The organism is Herbaspirillum sp. SJZ107 (assembly GCF_006715485.1).
Taxonomy (GTDB): domain Bacteria; phylum Pseudomonadota; class Gammaproteobacteria; order Burkholderiales; family Burkholderiaceae_D; genus Telluria.
Genome location: NZ_VFNH01000006.1, coordinates 131,871 through 152,347, shown reverse-complemented (window position 1 = coordinate 152,347; position 20,477 = coordinate 131,871). Strand labels below are relative to the sequence as shown.

14 protein-coding genes, 1 pseudogene and 1 other annotated feature are annotated in these 20,477 nt (G+C 59.7%); of the genes and pseudogenes, 12 read left to right on the top strand and 3 right to left on the bottom strand.

Going from position 1 to position 20,477, the window contains the following annotated elements:
- Positions 1-171 precede the first annotated feature (171 nt).
- The 10 genes from FBX97_RS28605 to FBX97_RS28560 all read left to right on the top strand — a co-directional run bounded on the left by FBX97_RS28605 (position 172) and on the right by FBX97_RS28560 (position 13,579).
- Complete coding sequence (locus FBX97_RS28605) at positions 172-750, top strand: DUF6328 family protein (protein WP_185748793.1); 579 nt, start codon at positions 172-174, stop codon at positions 748-750.
- Complete coding sequence (gene flgB / locus FBX97_RS28600; protein WP_141839225.1) at positions 747-1,178, top strand: flagellar basal body rod protein FlgB; 432 nt, start codon at positions 747-749, stop codon at positions 1,176-1,178. The genes FBX97_RS28605 and flgB overlap by 4 nt, the downstream gene beginning before the upstream one ends.
- Complete coding sequence (locus FBX97_RS28595; protein WP_255517675.1) at positions 1,178-2,635, top strand: heavy metal sensor histidine kinase; 1,458 nt, start codon at positions 1,178-1,180, stop codon at positions 2,633-2,635. Before flgB ends, FBX97_RS28595 begins: the two co-directional genes overlap by 1 nt.
- A gap of 67 nt (positions 2,636-2,702) precedes the next feature.
- Positions 2,703-3,068 (top strand): hypothetical protein, encoded by a 366-nt coding sequence (locus tag FBX97_RS28590; RefSeq protein WP_141839220.1) that lies wholly within the window; start codon positions 2,703-2,705, stop codon positions 3,066-3,068.
- A gap of 118 nt (positions 3,069-3,186) precedes the next feature.
- Complete coding sequence (locus tag FBX97_RS28585) at positions 3,187-4,497, top strand: TolC family protein (protein ID WP_141839217.1); 1,311 nt, start codon at positions 3,187-3,189, stop codon at positions 4,495-4,497.
- Positions 4,494-5,726 (top strand): efflux RND transporter periplasmic adaptor subunit, encoded by a 1,233-nt coding sequence (locus FBX97_RS28580; protein WP_141839215.1) that lies wholly within the window; start codon positions 4,494-4,496, stop codon positions 5,724-5,726. The genes FBX97_RS28585 and FBX97_RS28580 overlap by 4 nt, the downstream gene beginning before the upstream one ends.
- 14 nt (positions 5,727-5,740) lie before the next feature.
- On the top strand, positions 5,741-8,932 hold the full coding sequence (locus tag FBX97_RS28575; protein ID WP_141839212.1) for a CusA/CzcA family heavy metal efflux RND transporter: 3,192 nt from the start codon (positions 5,741-5,743) through the stop codon (positions 8,930-8,932).
- Between the two features lie 332 nt (positions 8,933-9,264).
- Complete coding sequence (locus tag FBX97_RS28570) at positions 9,265-10,194, top strand: cation diffusion facilitator family transporter (RefSeq protein WP_141839210.1); 930 nt, start codon at positions 9,265-9,267, stop codon at positions 10,192-10,194.
- A gap of 20 nt (positions 10,195-10,214) precedes the next feature.
- Complete coding sequence (locus FBX97_RS28565) at positions 10,215-12,863, top strand: heavy metal translocating P-type ATPase (protein ID WP_141839208.1); 2,649 nt, start codon at positions 10,215-10,217, stop codon at positions 12,861-12,863.
- Positions 12,860-13,579 (top strand): ZIP family metal transporter, encoded by a 720-nt coding sequence (locus FBX97_RS28560; RefSeq protein ID WP_141839206.1) that lies wholly within the window; start codon positions 12,860-12,862, stop codon positions 13,577-13,579. The genes FBX97_RS28565 and FBX97_RS28560 overlap by 4 nt, the downstream gene beginning before the upstream one ends.
- Positions 13,580-13,600: 21 nt before the next feature.
- Here FBX97_RS28560 and FBX97_RS28555 read toward each other — a convergent pair whose 3' ends face one another.
- The 3 genes from FBX97_RS28555 to cadR form a co-directional block, all read right to left on the bottom strand.
- Entirely contained in the window at positions 13,601-13,843 is a 243-nt protein-coding gene (locus FBX97_RS28555) for a hypothetical protein (protein WP_141839203.1), read from the bottom strand.
- Between the two features lie 21 nt (positions 13,844-13,864).
- Positions 13,865-14,464, bottom strand: coding sequence for an SIS domain-containing protein (locus FBX97_RS28550; protein ID WP_141839201.1), 600 nt, complete (start codon positions 14,462-14,464; stop codon positions 13,865-13,867).
- A 94-nt stretch (positions 14,465-14,558) separates the two neighbouring features.
- Entirely contained in the window at positions 14,559-14,975 is a 417-nt protein-coding gene (gene cadR, locus FBX97_RS28545; protein WP_141839199.1) for a Cd(II)/Pb(II)-responsive transcriptional regulator, read from the bottom strand.
- A gap of 128 nt (positions 14,976-15,103) precedes the next feature.
- Between cadR and FBX97_RS28540 the strand changes: the two genes are divergently transcribed.
- Both FBX97_RS28540 and FBX97_RS28530 read left to right on the top strand, forming a co-directional pair.
- A complete protein-coding gene (locus FBX97_RS28540; RefSeq protein ID WP_255517668.1) occupies positions 15,104-17,362 on the top strand; it encodes a cation-translocating P-type ATPase in 2,259 nt (752 codons plus the stop codon).
- Positions 17,363-17,967: 605 nt separating this feature from the next.
- Positions 17,968-19,202: pseudogene (locus tag FBX97_RS28530) on the top strand (IS3 family transposase).
- Positions 18,249-18,365, top strand: a sequence feature (AL1L pseudoknot). (Overlaps the previous pseudogene by 117 nt.)
- Positions 19,203-20,477: the final 1,275 nt, after the last annotated feature.

The window sequence follows — 20,477 nt, the reverse complement described above, 5'->3', positions numbered from 1 at the left end:
GGATGCCGCTGGCTATTTCTCATCAATAGCCCAAGGAGTTCCTATGCAATTCATTGAAACCGTGCAGGGCGAATTGTCTCTGCACGTAAGAGTGCCCTGCGCTCTAACCAAAACGCTTTTACGAAACTGGTTTGACGCTGCTCTGACTTTTCCCAAAAAAGGAGAACAGCCATGAGCATCAAGCAAGTCGAATATTCGGAGCAGTTGTCGAACGTTGAGCGGTGCAATGTCGCTGCTGGCGACCACGATGAAGCGGACATGACCGAAATGCTCAACGAACTGCGCGTCCTGCTGCCGGGTGCCCAGCTTCTAACCGGCTTCCTCATTACCTTGCCCTTCAATTCGGGCTTCAAGGAAATCGTTCAGTCCGAAAAATGGATGTTCATTGCGGCTTTCCTGTGTTCCCTGTCTAGCCTCATTTTATTCACAGCGCCTGCCGTGCAGCATCGGATGCTGAGGCCGCTAATCGATCGCATTCACTTCAAGGATGTCGCCAGCAGGCAGATGCTGGCGGGAGCTGCGTTCCTTTCACTAGCGTTGGTCCTGTGTGCGAATCTCGTTACTGCAGAAGTCCTGGGGCATCCGCTTGGTGGTGCTGTAGCAGCCCTAGTGACTTCGCTGATCCTGGTGATATGGTGGATTTACCCTTTGTGGCTGCGTGTTTTTCGCAGGCCGCGAGTTCCAGGAGCGCGCGGAATCTCACCAGACGATTCGTCCTTTGAACGCCCCGCTTCGCAGGAGGAGAAATGAGCAATGCGAAGAGCGAGGGCTTGGGAAGGATTTTTGCCCCATTAAACAATAAGGACGAGTTCTGGGAGCAGGCGCTCAGGATATCTGAACAACGATTGACTGTCCTGGCGTCGAATATTGCAAACGCTGACACGCCGAACTACAAAGCACGGGATATCGACTTTAGATCGGCACTCCAGCAGGCTCTTGCTGCCAGCGAAGCCACGGCCGATGCCACTGAGTCGGGCAGCATGCTTCCCGCGAAGTCCGAGTTTGTCGTGCCGGTCGTCTATCGCGTACCGGTACAAGGAGCTATCGATGGAAACACCGTCGATATGGATGTAGAGCGTACGGCATTTGCGGAACAGGCTTTAAAACACGAGTTCTTCTTGCAGAAGGCGATAGATCAATACAAGGAAATCGCCACATTGTTCAAGGGGATGACGTGATGGTGCGTTCTATTTTTGACCGTCATAACAAGACGCCCGGCAGTTGGTCGCTGACTCTGCGCATGAGCGTTTTCGCAAGCCTCGCTCTCACCATCATCGTGCTCGCCGTTTCCGCGATGATGTATTCGGAACTGGTGCGCCAATTGCAGAGCAAGGAAGAAGCCGAATTGCTCGACAACATGCAGATTCAGCGCGACACGCTCGAACATCTGCTTGGCCGCAAATTCCCGCCGACTCAATGGCAGTACGAGTGGCGCGAATACCAGGAACAGTCTCACAAATTCGCTTGGCAGCTGTTGGCGCCGAATCGATTCGTGCGCAACGAGTCCCCACACCTTTCGGCGTTCGTTACAGCGCTGGCTGCGCCGGTGCGGCCCGGGCAATACGTTCGTATCGACGGACCACGGCAAACTTGGCTCGTGTTCGATATGGCGGTAGAGACGCGCGGTCCCGAAGCACTGGAGATTCATGGCCCATCCCTTGGTCCGAAAGGCACTGTTCTGCGAGGGATAATCGACATCACGCAAGATCGCCTGTTACTAGCGGCCTACCGGAACAAACTGGTGGCTGTCATTGGCGCTGCCATACTGGTATCGACCTGGCTCGGGTGGCTGCTTGCACGCCGCAGTCTGGCGCCAGTGCGGGCCATGTCGAAGGAAGTCGGACGCATCAGCGCCGAAAAGCTCGACGCGCGCATTGCCCAGCAAGGCTGGCCTATCGAGCTGCAGCTTCTCGCTGAAAGCTTCGACAACACGCTGGCGCGACTTGCAGGTTCGTTCGAGCAGTTGAGCCGCTTTTCTTCGGACATCGCGCACGAGTTCAGGTCCCCGGTCAACAATCTCGTCGCTGCAGCCAGCGTGACACTGGCGCGCGCGCGGACCCCGGCGGAATACCAGAAGACACTCGAAGTCGTTGTAGAGGAGGGCAGCCGGCTGTCGCACATGGTCTCCAGCATGTTGTTCCTGGCCCGCACGGACAACGCCGAACAGCACATCCACCCGGAGATACTTTCAATTGGTCGGGAGTTCTACAAGCTAACCGAGTTTTATGGTGTGGTAGCAGAAGAGCAAAATGTGAGGCTTGAAGCGCAGGGCGATGGCGAACTGGTGGCGGATCCGCAGTTATTTCGCCGGGCTTTATCCAACCTGTTGTCGAACGCATTGCGCTACACGCCACCAGGAGGCACCGTGCGCTTGAGCGCTGTTTGCGCAGGTGACCGCGTGACGATTTCGGTCAGCGACAATGGTGCCGGTATCGCACCGGAGCATCTTCCCTTCCTCTTCGACCGCTTTTATCGTGTTGATGCCGCACGCAGTACGACGGACAGTACAGGACTTGGACTGGCGGTAGTACGCTCGATCGCGCTGCTGCACGGTGGCGCGGCAGGCGTCGAGAGTACAGTGGGAGAAGGAAGTACCTTCTCCCTGCACCTCCCGCGCCCGCGGCCGGCACCGTAGATTTTTCGAGATATATATCGCGCGACTGAAAAACGCTTCGTGTTCACCGTGTTATACTGATTTGATCATGGCCCGTAAAATCTTTCACATGTTTATGTTCGTAGTGGCATTCCAGCTCAGCTGGAACGTCATCACGTCGTATTGCATGCACGAGACGGGCAGGGCTGCCAACCACCTCGGACACCACCAGCACGAATCCACCTTGGAAGAGCTGGCAGCGGCAGCCAAAGACAAGCCGGATTCGTCGAAGAAGGTGAATGTGCACGATGCGCACTGCGTCTCTTGCGCCCACCTTTCACTTGCTGCGTCTGATCTTGTTGAATTGCCGTTCGGCGTTAATGACGTCGAACGTACCCTTGCAGGCACGGTCCTCGCACCTGCATCCGCATTCTCTTCTCCTCCCGAACGTCCTCAATGGGCTGGTCGCGCTTGATCCGCGGCTGACCCGACCATTGCACTTCTCTTTTAGATAGTAAGCATCTCCACGTAGCGCTACGCCTGCGTGGCCGGGCTGCCGTCGGCTATTTTCCTTCATAGTCTTCGGAGTCATTATGCAATCCAGGCACTTTGTGCTGGGAGCGGCACTGCTGTTGCAGGCCGTCTTCCCTGCTGCCCATGCAATGGGGCAGCAAGCTTTATCAGTTTTACCGGCAAGCGTCGGGCAAACCAACGTATCCGCACCGGCGCTCACGCTCGAGCAGGCCATCGGTCTTGCGTTCTCCAGCAATCCGTCGCTGCGTTCCGCAACACGGGCAATCGGCATTGCGGATGGCGCCGTGCTGCAAGCCGGCACACGTCCAAATCCCGAGCTGTCAATCTCAAGCGAGGGAACCAACCGGAATACGCGCACGGAAACCGCGCAGCTGAGCCAGGTGTTCGAACTCGGCGGGAAACGTTCAGCCCGCATCGCGGTCGCGCAGCAGGAGCGCAGTATCGCCCTAGGCCAGCTTGCCATCCGGCGCGCCGACTTGCGTGCTGACGTTATCACCGCCTACATGGACGCCCTGACGGCGCAGGAGCGTGTGACCTTGGCCCAGGCCTCGGTCGACCTTGCGCACAAGTCGACGGATGCTACCAGCCGGCGCGTCGCCGCCGGCAAGATATCGCCGGTAGAGCAGACGCGCTCGACCGTTGCCGAGGCCGCGGCCCAGCTCGAGCTGAACCAGGCGAATGCCGACCTGGCGCTGGCCAAGCGCCGCCTGACTGCCTTATGGGGCACGACGGAACCGCTCAAGCAGGACTTGCAGGAACCTCAAGCCGCTTTCGTACAGCTGCCGCCGTGGAGCGAACTGCAATCCAGGCTTGATAGCGCACCTCAACTGCGCGTCGCGCAATCGCTGGTGACGGGCCGCGAAGCGCAGGTGACGCTCGAGCGTGCACAGCGTATCCCGGACCTCACGCTCAGCCTCGGTTCCCAGCGCGAGCGTGAACTCGGACGCACGCAGGGCGTGGTCGGTATCTCGGTGCCGATCCCGCTGTTCAACCGCAACCAGGGCAATCTATTGTCCGCATTGCGCCGCGCCGACCAGGCGCGTGACGACCTGGAAGCCGAGCGGCTTGGCTTGAACCAGGCCCTGGCCGACGCCTACCAGCGCGCGGAAGTGGCCAGTACGCAGGTGACGTCGCTGCGCGAGCAAATCGTACCAGCAGCGCAAAGTGCATACGACGCCGCCGCTACCGGCTTTGCACTGGGCAAGTTCGCATTCACTGACGTGCTTGATGCCCAGCGCACGCTATTCCAGTCCCGTACTCAATACCTGCGCGCGTTGGCAGATCGTTATCGCTCGATCGCCGACGTGCAGCGCTACGTGCCGCCTGAAGCTGGCGCGAGCATCAATCCTATCGAGGGAAAATCCCAATGAAGTCCATTACCGAAACCAAATCCTGGAAACCCGTGATGCTTGTCGTCATCATCGGCGTCGTTCTGGCTGTCGCCATCATGTTTTGGAAAAGAGACGCTGGCACGGGTGCTAGCGAAGGCGCAGAACGCGCCGAAGCGCAGGCGTCTGCCAAGGAAGGCAAGGGCGGGCAGGCTGCGGAAGAAGGCGGCCACGAAAGCGAAGAGGGACTGGTCCGGCTGACCGCGCCGCAGATTGAGCAGGCCGGGATCAAGACCATGACGGCAGCCGCGGCGACAGTCGCGACGACCGTTCAGCTTCCGGGCGAAGTCCGTTTCAACGAGGACCGCACGGCGCACGTCGTGCCGCGCCTGCCCGGCGTGGCCGAGGCGGTTCCTGCGGAACTGGGTCAGACCGTCAAGAAGGGCCAGGTACTGGCCGTGATCTCCAGCCCTGAGTTGGCGGAGATGCGCAGCACCTTGAATGCGGCACGCACGCGCCTCGACCTGACGCGTACTACCTACGAGCGTGAAAAAAAGCTGTGGCAGGACAAGATCTCGGCCGAGCAGGATTACCTGCAGGCGCAGCAAGCCTATCAGGAAGCTCAGATCGCAGAACGTAATGCCCAGTCGAAGCTGACCGCGCTGGGTGTCACGCCGGCGAGTGGTGGTCTGAACCGCTACGAACTGCGCGCCCCCTTCGACGGCGTGATCGTGGAAAAGCACATCAGCCTGGGCGAAGCCGTCAAGGAGGACGCCAACGTCTTTCTGCTGTCGGATCTGTCGCGCGTGTGGGTGAACGTGATCGTGACACCGAAAGATCTCGGCTTCGTGAGGGTCGGCGAAACCGCGACTGTGAAAGCCGCCGCGGCCGACCTGGTCGCATCTGGCAAGGTCACCTATGTTGGCGCGCTGGTCGGTGAGCAGACCCGCTCGGCAACCGCTCGCGTCGAACTGGCCAATCCATCGATGGCATGGCGTCCGGGCCTGTTCGTCAACGTGGAACTCGTCCAGGGTTCGAAACACGCTGCCGTGGCGGTCAGCAATGACGCCTTGCAGACCGTCGAGGAAAAGCAGGTTGTGTTCGTCAAGGTCGACGAGGGTTTCAAGGCGCAGCCCGTCACCGTGGGTGCCAACGACGGCAAGTTCGTGGAAATCCGCGAGGGCCTACGTGCCGGCGCCGTGTATGCCGACAAGGGCAGTTTCGTCCTCAAGGCGGAGCAGGGCAAGGACGGCGCCGAGCATGGCCATTGATAGGGAGAATAGCCATGTTTGAACGAATCATCCGATCAGCCATCGAGAACCGATGGATCGTCATGCTCGCCGTCCTGACGATGGCAGCCATTGGCGTGTATAACTATCAGCGCCTGCCGATCGACGCCGTGCCGGACATCACCAATGTCCAAGTGCAGATCAATACCTCGGCCCAGGGTTATTCGCCGCTCGAGGTCGAACAGCGCATCACGTTCCCGATCGAGACAGTCATGTCAGGCCTTCCCGGCCTCGAACAAACCCGCTCGCTGTCGCGCTATGGATTGTCGCAAGTCACCGTGATCTTCAAGGACGGAACGGACGTCTATTTTGCACGCCAACTGGTCAATCAGCGCATCCAGGAAGCGCGCGACGGCCTGCCGCAGGGCGTCTCGCCGACCATGGGACCGATCTCGACCGGCCTCGGCGAAATCTATCTGTGGACCGTCGAGAGCGAGCCGGGCGCCAAAAAGCCTGACGGTACGCCCTACACGCCGACTGACCTGCGCGAGGTGCAGGACTGGATCATCAAGCCACAACTGCGCCAGGTCCCGGGTGTCACGGAGATCAACTCGATCGGCGGCTACTCGAAGGAGTACCACATTACACCGGACCCGGCGAAGATTAGCTCGTACAACCTGACGCTGGCTGCAGTCACAGAAGCGATCGAACGCAACAACGGCAACGTCGGCGCCGGCTACGTCGAACGCCGGGGCGAGCAGTTCCTGGTGCGGGCACCAGGTCAGGTGCAGACCTTGGACGACATCCGCAACACCATCGTCAGCAATGTGCGCGGCGTGCCGGTGCGCGTGCGCGATGTGGCGACCGTGGGTCTGGGGCGCGAACTACGCACCGGCGCAGCCACCGAGAACGGCAAGGAAGTCGTGCTCGGCACCGTGTTCATGCTGATTGGCGAGAACAGCCGTGTGGTGGCGCAGGCGGCCGCGGAGAAGATGGCCGCCATCAACAAGACCTTGCCGCCCGGCGTCAAGGCCGTCCCAGTCTACGACCGCACGGCGCTGGTGGACAAGGCGATCGCCACGGTGAAGAAGAACCTGCTCGAAGGCGCGGTGCTGGTCATCGTGATCCTGTTCCTCTTCCTCGGTAATATACGCGCCGCCATCATTACGGCGATGGTGATCCCGCTGGCGATGCTGTTCACCTTCACCGGCATGGTGACCTACAAGATCAGCGCCAACCTGATGAGCCTCGGCGCACTCGACTTCGGCATCATCATCGACGGCGCCGTCGTCATCGTCGAGAACTGCGTGCGGCGGCTGGCGCACGCGCAGGAACACCACAAGCGCGAGCTTACGCTGCGCGAACGCTTCCATGAAGTGTTCGAGGCCGCGCGTGAAGCACGCCGACCGCTGCTGTTTGGCCAGCTGATCATCATGGTCGTGTACCTGCCGATCTTCGCCCTATCCGGTGTGGAGGGCAAGATGTTCCACCCGATGGCATTCGCCGTCGTGCTAGCACTGGCCGGCGCGATGATCCTGTCGATGACCTTTGTGCCTGCAGCCGTTGCGCTATTCATCGGCAAGCGCGTCTCCGAGAAGGAAAACCGCATGATGACGATGGCGCGCAACGCCTATGCGCCCATGCTGGACAAGGTCCTGGCCAACGGGCCAGTGGTGGTCGCCTCGAGTGTGGTTCTGGTGGTCCTTTCCGGCTTGCTGGTGTCGCGCCTGGGCAGTGAATTCATCCCGAACCTGAACGAGGGCGACGTCGCGATTCAGGCACTGCGCATCCCGGCTACCAGCCTGACCGAATCGCTGGAAATGCAGAAGAAGCTGGAGGCCGGTCTGAAAGCGAAATTCCCTGAAATCGACCGGGTATTCGCGCGCACAGGTACGGCGGAAATCGCATCCGATCCGATGCCGCAGAATATCTCGGACGGCTACATCATGCTCAAGCCGGAATCGGCCTGGCCGGCGCCGAAAAAGACCCATGCGGAACTGGTCGAGGCGATCCAGAAGGAGGCTGAGAAGTACGTCGGCAATGCCTTCGAATTCTCCCAGCCGATCCAGCTGCGTTTCAATGAGCTGATCTCGGGCGTACGCAGCGATGTCGCGGTCAAGGTGTACGGCGACGACATGGACGTGCTGGCACGCACCGGTGCGGAGATTGCAGCAGTCATGCAGCGCATCCCGGGCGCATCCGAAGTCAAGGTCGAGCAGACCGGCGGCCTGCCGATGCTGTCAGTGAATATTGACCGCGAGAAGACGGCCCGTTACGGCCTGAACATCGCCGACGTGCAGGACGCCATCGCCACCGCGACGGGTGGGCGCCAGGCCGGCACCATGTTCGAAGGTGATCGTCGCTTCGATATCCTCGTACGCCTGCCCGAAGAACTGCGCAGCGATATAGACTCGCTGCGCCGCTTGCCTATCGCGCTGCCAGCCGGCGAGACGAACGTCGGCGCTGCGGGTACCAGCACCGGCAGCGCCTCCTATGTACCGCTTTCGGAAGTCGCCACGCTGTCGTTTGCGCCGGGGCCGAACCAGGTCAGCCGCGAAAACGGTAAGCGCCGCATTGTCGTCAGCGCCAACGTGCGCGGACGCGATGTCGGCAGCTTCGTGCCGGAGGCGCAGGCCGCAATCGAACGTTCGGTGAAGATCCCGGCGGGCTACTGGACTAGCTGGGGCGGCACCTTCGAGCAGCTGCAGTCGGCGACCCAGCGTCTGAAGCTAGTGGTGCCGCTGGCCTTGTTCCTCGTGCTGACACTGTTGTTCGTCATGTTCGGCAACCTGAAGGATGGCCTGCTGGTGTTCACCGGCATCCCGTTCGCACTGACCGGTGGCATCGTCGCATTGTCCCTGCGCGGCATTCCATTGTCGATCACGGCGGCGGTCGGATTCATTGCGCTGTCTGGTGTCGCGGTGCTGAACGGCCTGGTCATGATTTCGTTTATCCGTACCTTGCGCGAGCAGGGCATGGGACTTGACGAGGCGATCGTGCAAGGAGCGCTGACGCGTCTGCGGCCAGTGCTGATGACGGCACTGGTGGCATCCCTCGGCTTCGTGCCGATGGCGCTTGCGACCGGTACAGGCGCGGAAGTGCAGCGCCCACTGGCCACGGTGGTCATCGGCGGCATCCTGTCGTCGACGGCGCTCACCCTCCTGGTACTGCCGCTGTTGTATCGCATGGTCCACCGCCGCGCCGAGGAGGCTGAGATCGCCGAACTGGCGCAACCGGTGCCTCAGTGAATCCAGCCGGATGGCGCACGTTGGCAAACGTCGCCATCCGGCCATGTCCAGACAAGAGTAAGAAGGCATGAACATGTCTGACCGTCATGAAGTCCCACCCGATGTCTTGTGGGTCGTTCTTGGAACTTCCGTGCTCACGATGGTGACCGTGTTGCTCTGGCTTGCGGTGCTGGATTACCTGGAACGGAAAAAGCGACCCCGGAATTCAAGTACAAAAAACAAAAAGGGAAGCGTCCTGAAAAAGTCGCACAAGACCGGCCGGCGTCGCTAGCGTGTTCGACGAAACGCCTACGGTCATCTGACGATAGCTCGTATTCACGCAAGGAGGTAATGTGGCAGCAGGACATTCTCATTCTCACGCTGGTAGCAATACCAACGAACGGTCGCTGTGGCTGGCTCTGGGCCTGACATCGACATTTCTCGTCATCGAAGTCATCGCCGGCATATGGAGCAACAGCCTCGCGTTGCTATCGGATGCCGCGCATATGTTCACCGATACGACTGCGCTAGCGATCTCTCTCGCGGCCATTCGAATCGGCCGACGCGCGGCCGACAAACGGCGTACCTTCGGCTATTACCGCTTCGAGATCCTGGCGGCGGCATTCAATGCGCTGCTGCTGTTCGGCGTTGCAGGCTACATTTTGTACGAAGCTTACATGCGCCTTAAGAATCCCCCCGAAATCGCTTCCGGGACGATGTTGATCGTCGCCATCGCCGGTTTAGTCATTAACCTGATGAGCATGAAGCTGCTTGCCGGAGGCAAGGAAGGCAGTCTGAATGTGAAAGGCGCCTATCTCGAGGTCTGGAGCGACATGCTCGGTTCCGTCGGCGTCATCGTCGGTGCGTTGTTGATCCGCTGGACCGAAGCCCAGTGGATCGATTCCGCTATCGCCGTCCTGATCGGGCTATGGGTGATTCCGCGCACCTGGATTCTGCTGAAGGCAAGCCTCAATGTACTGCTTGAAGGTGTGCCAGACGGGATCGATCTCTCCGAAGTCGACAAGGAGATCAGGAGTATTCCAGGAGTCGACAACTTGCACGATCTGCACGTCTGGGCCATCACGAGCGACAAGATCAGCTTGTCTGTCCACGTGGTATGCGATGGAGACGCACGCGACTTCCAAGACTTGCTGCAAAGCGTGCGTCGGCGCCTGGCGGACAAGTTCGAGATTCATCATTCGACGGTACAAGTGGAGCGCACGCCCTGCGAGCAGGCCGGCGAGTCGGATAACCACGTCTTCGCCGAAGGCGCCAAGGATTGAGTCACGAGAAAGGAAAGCAAATGGAAAAGTCGAAAAAAGTGCGGCTCGAACTGCCGCTGGTTCTTCCCGACGTCGATGATCCGCGTGACCCGTGCATAGGACGGCTGATCGGGCTGCTGAACGGACGCCCCGGACTGGAACACGTCCATGTGAAAACGTTGGAAGGAGAGCCGGCGTCGTTATGCCTGCATTACGATCCGGCGGTCGTGAGCGTCGCACGGCTGCGCGAACTCGTTACCGCCGCCGGCGCCCAGATCACCGAAAAGTATGCGCACTATGTTGGCATCGTACCGACAGCCTTGCATCCGCGCGGCGCGCGTCTGTTCGCGGAACGCCTGCGGTGTATTCCCGGTGTGCTGGAAGCGGAAGTATCCGGAGCCGGCAGGATCCGAATCGAATACGAACGCGCGGCGGTGCCGCGGGCGCAGCTCGAAGGGCTGGTGCGCTCGCTCGGCGCCGAGATGACGGATGGAGAAGCGTCGGTCACCGCATCCGGGCACGCGGGCGAACATGCGCACGACGGACAAGCGGACCATGGGCATGGACATGAGCATGAGCATGACGGCAAGGAGCATCGTGCGGACCACCAGCACGCACATGCCGGCAAGGACGGTCACGCTGGTCACGACCACGCTCACGGGGGGATTTTCGGTGAGCATACGGAATTGATCTTCGCGGTCCTGGCAGGCGTTTGTGTGCTGGCAGGCTGGCTGGTCGAGCGCAGCGATTCCGCGCCGGACTGGGCATCGCTGGCATTGTTTATCGGTGCATACCTCTTCGGCGGATTCTTCACTACGAAGGAAGCCATCGAAAACCTGCGCGCACGCCGCTTCGAGATCGATACGCTGATGTTGGTGGCAGCCGTCGGCGCCGCGGCGCTGGGCAACTGGGCCGAAGGCGGCCTCCTGCTGTTCCTGTTCAGCCTCGGCCACTCGCTTGAACATTTCGCAATGGGCCGCGCGCGCCGGGCAATTGAAGCACTGGCCAAGCTGGCACCGGAGACGGCGTTGCGCAAACGCGGCGACTCGACCGAGGAAGTGCCGGTCGAGTCGCTCGCACCGGGCGATGTCGTCCTGGTCAAGCCGAACGAAAGGCTCCCGGCCGATGGCGTCGTAGTAAAGGGCACGTCCAGCGTGAACCAGGCGCCGGTCACGGGCGAAAGCGTCCCAGTCGACAAGTCACCGGTCCAGGACGGCAAAGCCGCCATCGGTGCATTCGACCGGGTCGATGCCGCCAACCGCGTCTTTGCCGGCACCATCAATGGCGCCGGCGCGATGGAAGTGATGGTCGCAAGGCTTGCTTCACAATCGACCATGGCTCGCGTGGTGCAGATGGTGGCGGAAGCAGAAGCGCAGCGCTCGCCCACTCAACAGTTCACCGACAAGTTCGAACGCGTATTCGTTCCGGTCGTCCTGGCGCTGGTGGGCCTCTTGATGCTCGCCTTCCTGGTGGTGGATGAGCCGTTCTCCGCTAGCTTCTACCGCGCGATGGCGGTGCTGGTGGCCGCAAGCCCTTGCGCGCTGGCGATTTCGGTGCCGAGCGCGGTGCTTTCCGGCGTTGCGCGGGCAGGACGCAGCGGTGTCCTGGTGAAAGGCGGCGGGCCGCTGGAAAACCTGGGTAGCCTCGATGCGATCGCCTTTGACAAGACCGGCACCTTGACGGAGGGGCGACCGAAACTGACCGACGTGATTCCGGCCGAGGGCGTGAGCGAAGCGGAATTGCTGGCCGTGGTCGTTGCGGTCGAAGCGCATAGCGATCATCCGCTGGCGGCCGCCCTGGTCAAGGGTGGCACTGAACGGCTGGGCAAGGGTGGAGCTGGCGTACAGGCGGACGACGTACGCGGACTGATCGGGCGCGGTGTCCAGGCCAGCGTCGATGGCGAAACCACCTATATCGCCAAGCCGGTATTGTTCGATGAACTGGACGACAACCGCCTGCCTCCCGACCTGGTACAAGCCAATACCGGGCTGGTGGCGTCCGGCAGGACGACGATGGTCGTGCGCAAGGGGCAGCGCTACCTGGGCGTCATCGGCGTGATGGATACGCCGCGGCCGGCGGCGCAGGCGGTGATGGCGCGGCTGCGCGAAATCGGTATCGAACGCCTGGTCATGCTTTCGGGCGACAACCAGCAGGTCGCCGATGCGGTGGCGCGCACCGTCGGCCTGACCGAGGCCCGGGGCGACCTTATGCCGGAGCAGAAAGTCGAGACGGTCAAGATGCTGCGCGAGCGCCAGGGCAAGGTGGCGATGGTCGGAGACGGCGTCAACGACGCGCCGGCCATGGCCAACGCGACGGTCGGCATTGCGATGGGCGCGGCCGGATCAGACGTGGCGCTGGAGGCCGCGGACGTGGCCCTGATGAGCGACGATCTCAGTCAGCTACCGTTCGCTGTCGGCCTGTCGCGCCGCACGCGGCGCGTGATCAAGCAGAACCTCTGGGTCAGCCTCGGCGTCGTAGCTGTCCTGATCCCGGCCACGATCTTCGGGTTGAATATCGGCACCGCTGTCCTTTTCCACGAGGGCTCTACGCTGCTCGTGGTGATCAATGCCCTGCGCTTGCTTGCGTATTCGGACGAAGGCCTAGCGAACACAGGCAGCAGCGCCGCAACGGCCGGTGCGTCGCTCTCCGCAAGCGTGCAAGCGGTGGATTCATCGAAGGCATCATCGTGACCGCGGACCTGTCGACCGTCCTGAAGTACGCGGCGATGCCGGCAATCGCCGTCGTACTTGGTGCACTGGCATCGCTGGTCAGGCAGCCGAGCGCCGGCCTGCGCAGTGCGATCCAGCACTTCGCAGCCGGTACCGTGTTCAGTGTGCTGGCCGTCGAACTGCTGCCCGACTTGATGCACCGACGCCTGCCATGGCCAACCTTCATCGGATTCACCGTCGGTGTTGCTTTCATGCTGGCGCTGAAGTGGTTCGGTGAAAAAGGAGAGAGCGAGAACGCCGGACGCAATACCCGCAGCCTGGTGACTGCCATGGGCGTCGATACCAGCCTCGATGGCGCGTTGATCGGACTGTCGTTCGCCGCAGGCGCAAAGCAGGGTCTGTTATTGACCATTGGCCTGGTACTGGAACTGCTGTTCCTCGGGGTCTCGTGCGGGACATCGCTGCGTGGCTCAGGCCAGTCGGGATTTAAGGTCGCCGGTACCGCGGGGCTGCTCGGTCTGACAGTGTTGGCCGGTGCTGGCCTCGGAGCGCTAGCCCTGAATGCGGTCGCGCCAGTCTATGTCGACGCGCTGCTGTCCTTCGGCGTGGCCGCGCTGCTTTATCTGGTCACGGAGGAATTGCTGGTGGAAGCGCATGAAGAGCGGGAGACGCCCGTGCAAACTGCGATGTTCTTTCTAGGCTTTATCCTGCTTTTTATGATCGATATGCTCGTCTGAACTGATCCTGTACCTGCAAGTTCAGGCCGGGCCGCGTTCGACATCACCGGCATTTCTTTCTTCGCCGCTCTCGATGTTGACGCGGCCGGTCGGCGCGTCCTGGCTTTCGACGCTGCCGATCGCAGGTTGCGCACTACTGTCGGTATGCTCAACATCCGTATCGACGTTCATGCTGCCCGTCGTCTCGACGTCGGTTTCGCTCTCCGGACTGGTGTCGTCTTCGGGAGCAGGGGCTGGAATCGTGGTGCGTTTTTTCGTCGCCATGATGTTCTCCGAAATTCAGGTTTAACGCTGTTGGCTTGCGTAATTCTCGGGGAAGAGTTCGCGTTCCACCAGTTCGATCAGGATATGAATGACCTTGATGTGAAGCTCCTGCGTACGGTCCGCGTAGGCGCCCCCCGGACAGCAAATGCAGACGTCGCACAGGTCTTGCAAAGGGGATCCGGGCTTTCCTGTCAGGCCGATGACGCGAATGCCTCGTTCACGCGCAGCCTGTGCGGCCAGCAGGATCGAAGGACTCTTGCCGCTGGTGCTGATCGCCAGTAACACGTCGTCGCGGCGGCCATGCGCCTCGATATAGCGTGCGAATACCTGGTCGTAACCGAAGTCGTTTGCAACACAGCTCATGTGCGTCGGATCGCTGATGGCGATGGCTGCGACGGCAGGGCGGTTGCGTCTGAATCGACCGGTGAATTCCTCGGCAAAATGCATCGCATCGCACATCGAGCCGCCGTTCCCGCATGAAAAAGCCTTGCCCGATTGACGGAACGTGGCCACCAGTAACTTGGCGGCATCGGCCACATTGTCGAGATTGCGCTCGTCCTGCACAAAGCTGTCGAGTGCCGACCGTGCCTCGATGAGATTGTTCCTGATTTGCTCGATCATAGGTATCCCGTTCATGTGCATTGATTTTACTCGGACATCGGACAGTCCCCGGTCCCAGTAGAGCAACGCGAATAACGCTGTTCGCCTCGATTGGCTAAAGCTGGTTCGCCGCTCTGGCGGATGGATGGGCCAGATCGTGAAGAATGGCGCAGTCGCGGATGGAAGCGGGCAGGTTGCATTTGCAGCGAAGCTCGACGAGTTTGGCTTTCAGGGTCGTCAACGACGTCATCTGTTCCTGGATGCGCTGGATATGATGATCGAGGAGATCGTTGATTTCGTTGCATTCCTGTGCCGGTTGTGCCTGCAGAGAAAGCAGCGTGCCGATCTCAGCCAGCGGCATTTGAAGGGTCCGGCAGTGTCGGATGAATTGCAGCCGCTCGAGATGCTGTGTGCCATAGGTGCGATAGCCTGACGGTGTTCGTTCCGGCTCGGGCAGCAAACCGATCCGTTCGTAGTATCGAACCGTTTCGACATCGCAACCCGCTTCCTTGCTCAATTCCCCAATACGCATCGCTCCTCCGAATTCGCTTAACCCTGTAGCCGCTACAGACTGGGAGGAGCATACGATAGATCAGGCATTGATGCATCTCACACTTGACCCTGTAGCCGCTACATGGTTTTGAATATGCAGGAGTCCACATGAAAGTAGAGGAAACAATGCAAAACGCGCCAGAGCAAAATTCGGATTTATGCATGGGAGCATGCTCGAACTCGCCGGATGCAGGCCTTTCCTCAGCCATGGATTCTGGCTTGAAGGACAGCGCACTGCCGCAGTTACTGCAATGCCATATCGCGAATATGTGCTGCCCGACGGAAGAGCGTCTCATCCGAAACAAATTGGAGGCAATGCCGGGAGTGGACCGGCTCAACTTCAACATGATGCGCCGCATCCTTAGCGTGCATCACCGCCTTGACAGTGAGGATTCGCTGCTGCGTGCACTCGATGCGATCGGGATGCATGCCACGCTGGTGCAAGCCGATGCCAAGGCAAGTCCGAGCGCGGTAGAGGATGCGCCGCTCGATACCTTGCAAAAAGCGTTGCTGGGCGTTTCCGGTCTGGCGGCGTCAACTGCCGAAGTGCGTGCATGGACCGGACATTCCGACGCCTCACCGCTGGTGATCGCCCTGGCCACCATCTCGATCCTGAGCGGCGGCGTGCCGACCCTGCGCAAGGGCTGGATCGCCCTCAAAACCCTCACGCTGAACATCAACTTCCTGATGAGTCTCGCCGTGTTCGGCGCCATCGTGCTGGGCCAGTGGCCGGAAGCGGCGATGGTCATCTTCCTGTTTGCCGTTGCCGAGATGATCGAGTCGATGTCCTTGAATCGCGCGCGCAATGCGGTACACCAGCTGCTGACGATCGCGCCCGACACGGCCAGCGTGCTGGGCCCGGACGGCAGCGTGGAGATGCGGCCGTCGGACCAGATCGAGGTCGGCGCGCTTATCCGTGTGAGGCCCGGCGAGCGCATCGCCCTGGATGGGGTGGTCGACGATGGCATGTCGGCCGTGAACCAGGCGCCGATCACGGGCGAAAGCATGCCGGTCGAAAAGCAGCGTGGCGATGTCGTATTCGCCGGGACGATCAACGAACACGGCGTGCTGGATGTACGGGTGAGCGCCAACAGCGGCGACAGCACCCTGGCGCGGATTGTTCGTGTGATCGAGGAGGCACAGGGCCGTCAGGCGCCCACCCAGCGCTTCATCGATCGCTTCGCGCGCTGGTACACGCCGGCCGTCGTAGTAGCCGCACTTTGCATAGCCGCCGTGCCGCCGCTGGCATTCGGGTTGCCTGCCGGCGTCTGGCTGTATAAGGCGCTGGTGATGCTGGTGATTGCCTGTCCGTGCGCGCTTGTGATCTCGACACCGGTGACTGTGGTCAGCGGTCTGACGGCTGCGGCACGGCGTGGCATCCTGGTCAAGGGTGGAGAATTCCTTGAGGCGGGCGGCAAGATCGCCGCGATCGCACTGGACAAGACCGGCACGCTCACCCAGGGCAAGCCGGTAGTAATGACGGTCGAGGTCCTGGCGGCGGCCCGGCCGGACGATGTCCTGCTACTGGCCGCAAGCCTGAATGCCAACTCCACCCATCCGCTGGCGCATGCCATGCTGGAAGCGCGGCCGAAGGGGCGCATGATGCGTCAGGTGCGCGGCTTTACCGTGATCCCTGGGCGCGGTGTACGGGGCGAGATCGGCGGCAAGACCTATTACCTGGGCAACCAGCGGCTGTTGGACGAGCAGGGCGCCGATAACGCTCATGTCTCGTCCGTGCTTGAAGGTATCGAGAGCCGTGGACAGACGGGAGTGGTGCTTTTTAACGCAGAGGAAACGCTGGGGGTGATTGCGATGGCGGATACGCTGCGACCTGAGGCGGCGCAAGCCATTACTGAACTAGCGGCACTTGGTGTGAAGACGGTGATGCTGACCGGCGACAATGCCCGCACCGCAGAGGCGATTGCTCACGCGGCCGGCATCATGGAAGCACGTTCCCAGCTTCTGCCGGAAGACAAACTTGGTGAAATCGAGCGTCTACAGACGTCATTCGGCGTGGTCGGCATGCTCGGCGACGGCATCAATGATGCGCCGGCACTAGCCCAAGCCAATGTCGGCTTCGCGATGGGGGCTGCTGGCAGCGACACTGCAATCGAGACCGCAGACGTGGCGTTGATGGATGACAATCTACGTAAGCTGCCACAATTCATTCGCCTGAGCCGTAGTACGCGGCGCATCCTGGTGCAGAACATTGCTGCGGCGCTGGCTATCAAAGCGGTATTTTTTGTCATGGCGCTCAGCGGCATAGCAACATTGTGGATGGCAGTGTTCGCGGATGTCGGAGCGAGCTTGTTAGTTGTGGCCAACGGACTGCGGCTCCTAGGAATGTCGACAGAGCGAGACAAATAAGCTGACTTCGAACAAATATCCTGTGTACTTACCGATTATCTTTCGCTGCATTAGATCTGAAAGAAAATCTGCTGTTAGATGTGAAGTAACTCAAGATTGAAATATTGTTGCAGCAGTAAAGGCTTCTCGCGATATCACATGCCATTAGGGATGTGGCATGGCCTCGTCGACTGAGAAACCGTCTTCGAAACATTCTTTTCGAAGCCACCCCGTAGTTGGCATTTTTTCTACCAAGAAAGCTGTCGGCTTGATAATATATTCCCTTAACTTTTGCAGTCTGCATTCAGGGGAATACTGTGTCTTCGAAAAGTGACTTTGAGCGGTTTACTGCTTGGCTACATGAACCGGAAACTCAAGCGTCGCCAGACGTTCGGCGGTTGGCTAATCTTGTCCTTGCTAACTTTGACGAACTCGCACTCACTTCCCGCCATCGAAGCCAGCGTTCTATCTACTTGGCTGATCTTGCGCGCAGGTCACTCGCACAGACGCCTGACGGCGCACCTGAAATGCAAGCCGTAGCAGCCAATATAACTTGGCCTTGGTGGCGACTACGACTGAACCGCCCCGGATTTGATGGAGGCTCCAACTCTTGAGAGAATGGAGCTATGAACAAGAAGCCAAGCAAATTTTCGCCGGAAGTCCTGGAACGTGCAGTCCGTCTGGTACGTGAGCAGCGTAACGAGCATCCGTCGCTCTGGGCGGCAGTCGAGTCAATTGCAGCGATGATCGGCTGCACGCCGCAAACGCTGCATGAGTGGGTCAAGCGCGACCAGGTTGACCAAGGTGAGCGCGCAGGCGTGACGACAGACGAGCGCGAGCGAATCAAAGCCCTGGAGCGTGAGAACAAGGAGCTGCGGCGGGCCAACGAAATCCTGAAGCTGGCGAGCGCGTTTTTCGCCCAGGCGGAGCTCGACCGCCGTTTGAAATCCTGAAGGCCTTTATCGATCAGCATCGCGACACCTTCGGGGTCGAGCCGATCTGCAAGGTCTTGCGGATTGCCCCGTCGGGTTATCGGCGCCATGCCGCACAGCTTCGTGATCCGTCGAAGTTATGCTCTCGGACGAAGCGAGATGAGATCCTGTGCCCGGAAATCAGCCGCGTCTGGCAAGCCAACATGCAGGTTTATGGTGCCGTCAAAGTCTGGAAGCAGATGAACCGGGAACGCATCGTCATTGCTCGCTGCACGGTGGAGCGCTTGATGAAGCGGCTGGGGTTGCAAGGTGCTGTACGCGGCAAGCGAATCCGGACAACGATTCCAGATGCTGCCGCCCTGCGTCCGCTGGATCGGGTCAATCGGCAATTCTCTGCTGATCGGCCAAATCAGCTGTGGGTGTCGGATTTCACATACGTCTCGACGTGGCAGGGCTGGCTGTACGTGGCCTTCGTGGTGGACGTGTTCGCCCGGCGCATTGTCGGCTGGCGGGTTAGTTCGTCGATGACCACTGATTTCGTTCTGGATGCGCTTGAACAGGCACTGTATGCTCGTTAGCCCGGTAACGATGGAACTTTGATCCATCACTCCGATAGAGGCTCGCAATATCTAAGCATCCGCTACACCGAACGCCTGAGCGAAGCCGGTATCGAACCGTCAGTTGGTAGTCGGGGCGACAGTTACGATAACGCGCTGGCTGAAACGATCAACGGCTTATACAAGACAGAATTGATTCATCGTCGGACCTGGAAGACTCGGGAATCCGTGGAGTTGGCGACCCTGGAATGGGTGGCCTGGTTCAACCACCATCGACTGATGGAACCAATCGGCTATATCCCGCCCGCCGAAGCTGAGGCAAACTACTATCGGCAGCTCAAAATCGTCGCCGATGAAACCGCATTAACTTAAACCAACCAGCCTCCACGATTTCCGGGGCGGTTCAGGGTGGCACGCTCCAGTCAATTATATTGATTGCCTGGTCTGGAAGGCCAAGAAGCAATTATGGCGCGACAGGCGTTCTCATCGCATGCCAAAATTAATCTCAGCCATGTTCTTGAGGTCCAGACGATCTGCTTTTTGTTTTTACACGGTCTGGGCCGAACTCGGACCTTTGCTCGGAGTAGTGTAGAAGTACCATTAGCTATTCGGCAAGCAACTTGGCAAGGAAGCGCCAAATTGTTATGGGATTAGAAGATGACTGTGTCATGTCGATATCCACATTTTCTGGGGATAACCTTTGTTCATCAAGTGCGTGAGCCGCTCCCCAGGCGGATGTACTCGGTATGCCTGCTGAACGGGCAGGGCGGTATCGCTAGTGGCTCTTGAATCAAATTGCACGGTTTCCAGATACAGAAGCTGTAATGGGCCATGTCTGCCTGGCGCAATCGCAGGGTGTTAGATTGTCAGTCCGGCAGAGTAAAAAGTGGGAGCGGTCCAAAACTTAGTTTTTGATCTTGCGCCTGTTATTGATGCCATAAGCGTAAGCGTCTCGTCCGGAACGATTGCTTCGTTCTAGCTCGACATTAGAAAATATAATGTCGAGTTTGTAGTTACGAACGTGAGAGATGGGGTTGGTTGATCACGGATATCACAAATCGTCATTGGACAATTGTTGTGCAATGCAGCATGATGAACATGTCTCCTCTATCTTCTTCCAAGAAAATAGATTCAACCCGCCTCCCGGCGGGTATTTTTTTGCCCGTTTCTCTCCTGTCTCAAGACTGCAGTGTGCAGTGTTCTTGATTAGCTTTGGCGCTAGGGATGCTGAAATTGCACGACCCTAGGGGATTGCTTGCGCTAGGCCAGGCCGAACTCGCTCGATCACACATCGCCTTGCGTTTGCTGTTGGTCTCTCGACAATTTTTTGAAGCCGTCGGGTTTGCGCGGCCCGCCATTTAGTTCTTCCAATAGAGCCCAGCCAGGAAGTATTGGAATGCCAGCCTCCGGCTGAGCATTCTTCCACGACAGCGATCGCATGCGATGCCGTGATGTGTCACGGAAAATCTGCCGATTCGAATCGCTGGTCTCGGTACCTGCGGAACTTATCCTTCGCCTGTCAATTCATCATCAACAATCTCGCCCGGCCGCCTGGATCCGAGTGTGACGTCACTCGCTCGCGACGCAAAGTCTGCTGCGTCAGCTCGCTTACGGATCGGTCCCATTCATTCGAAAAATATTGCCGTT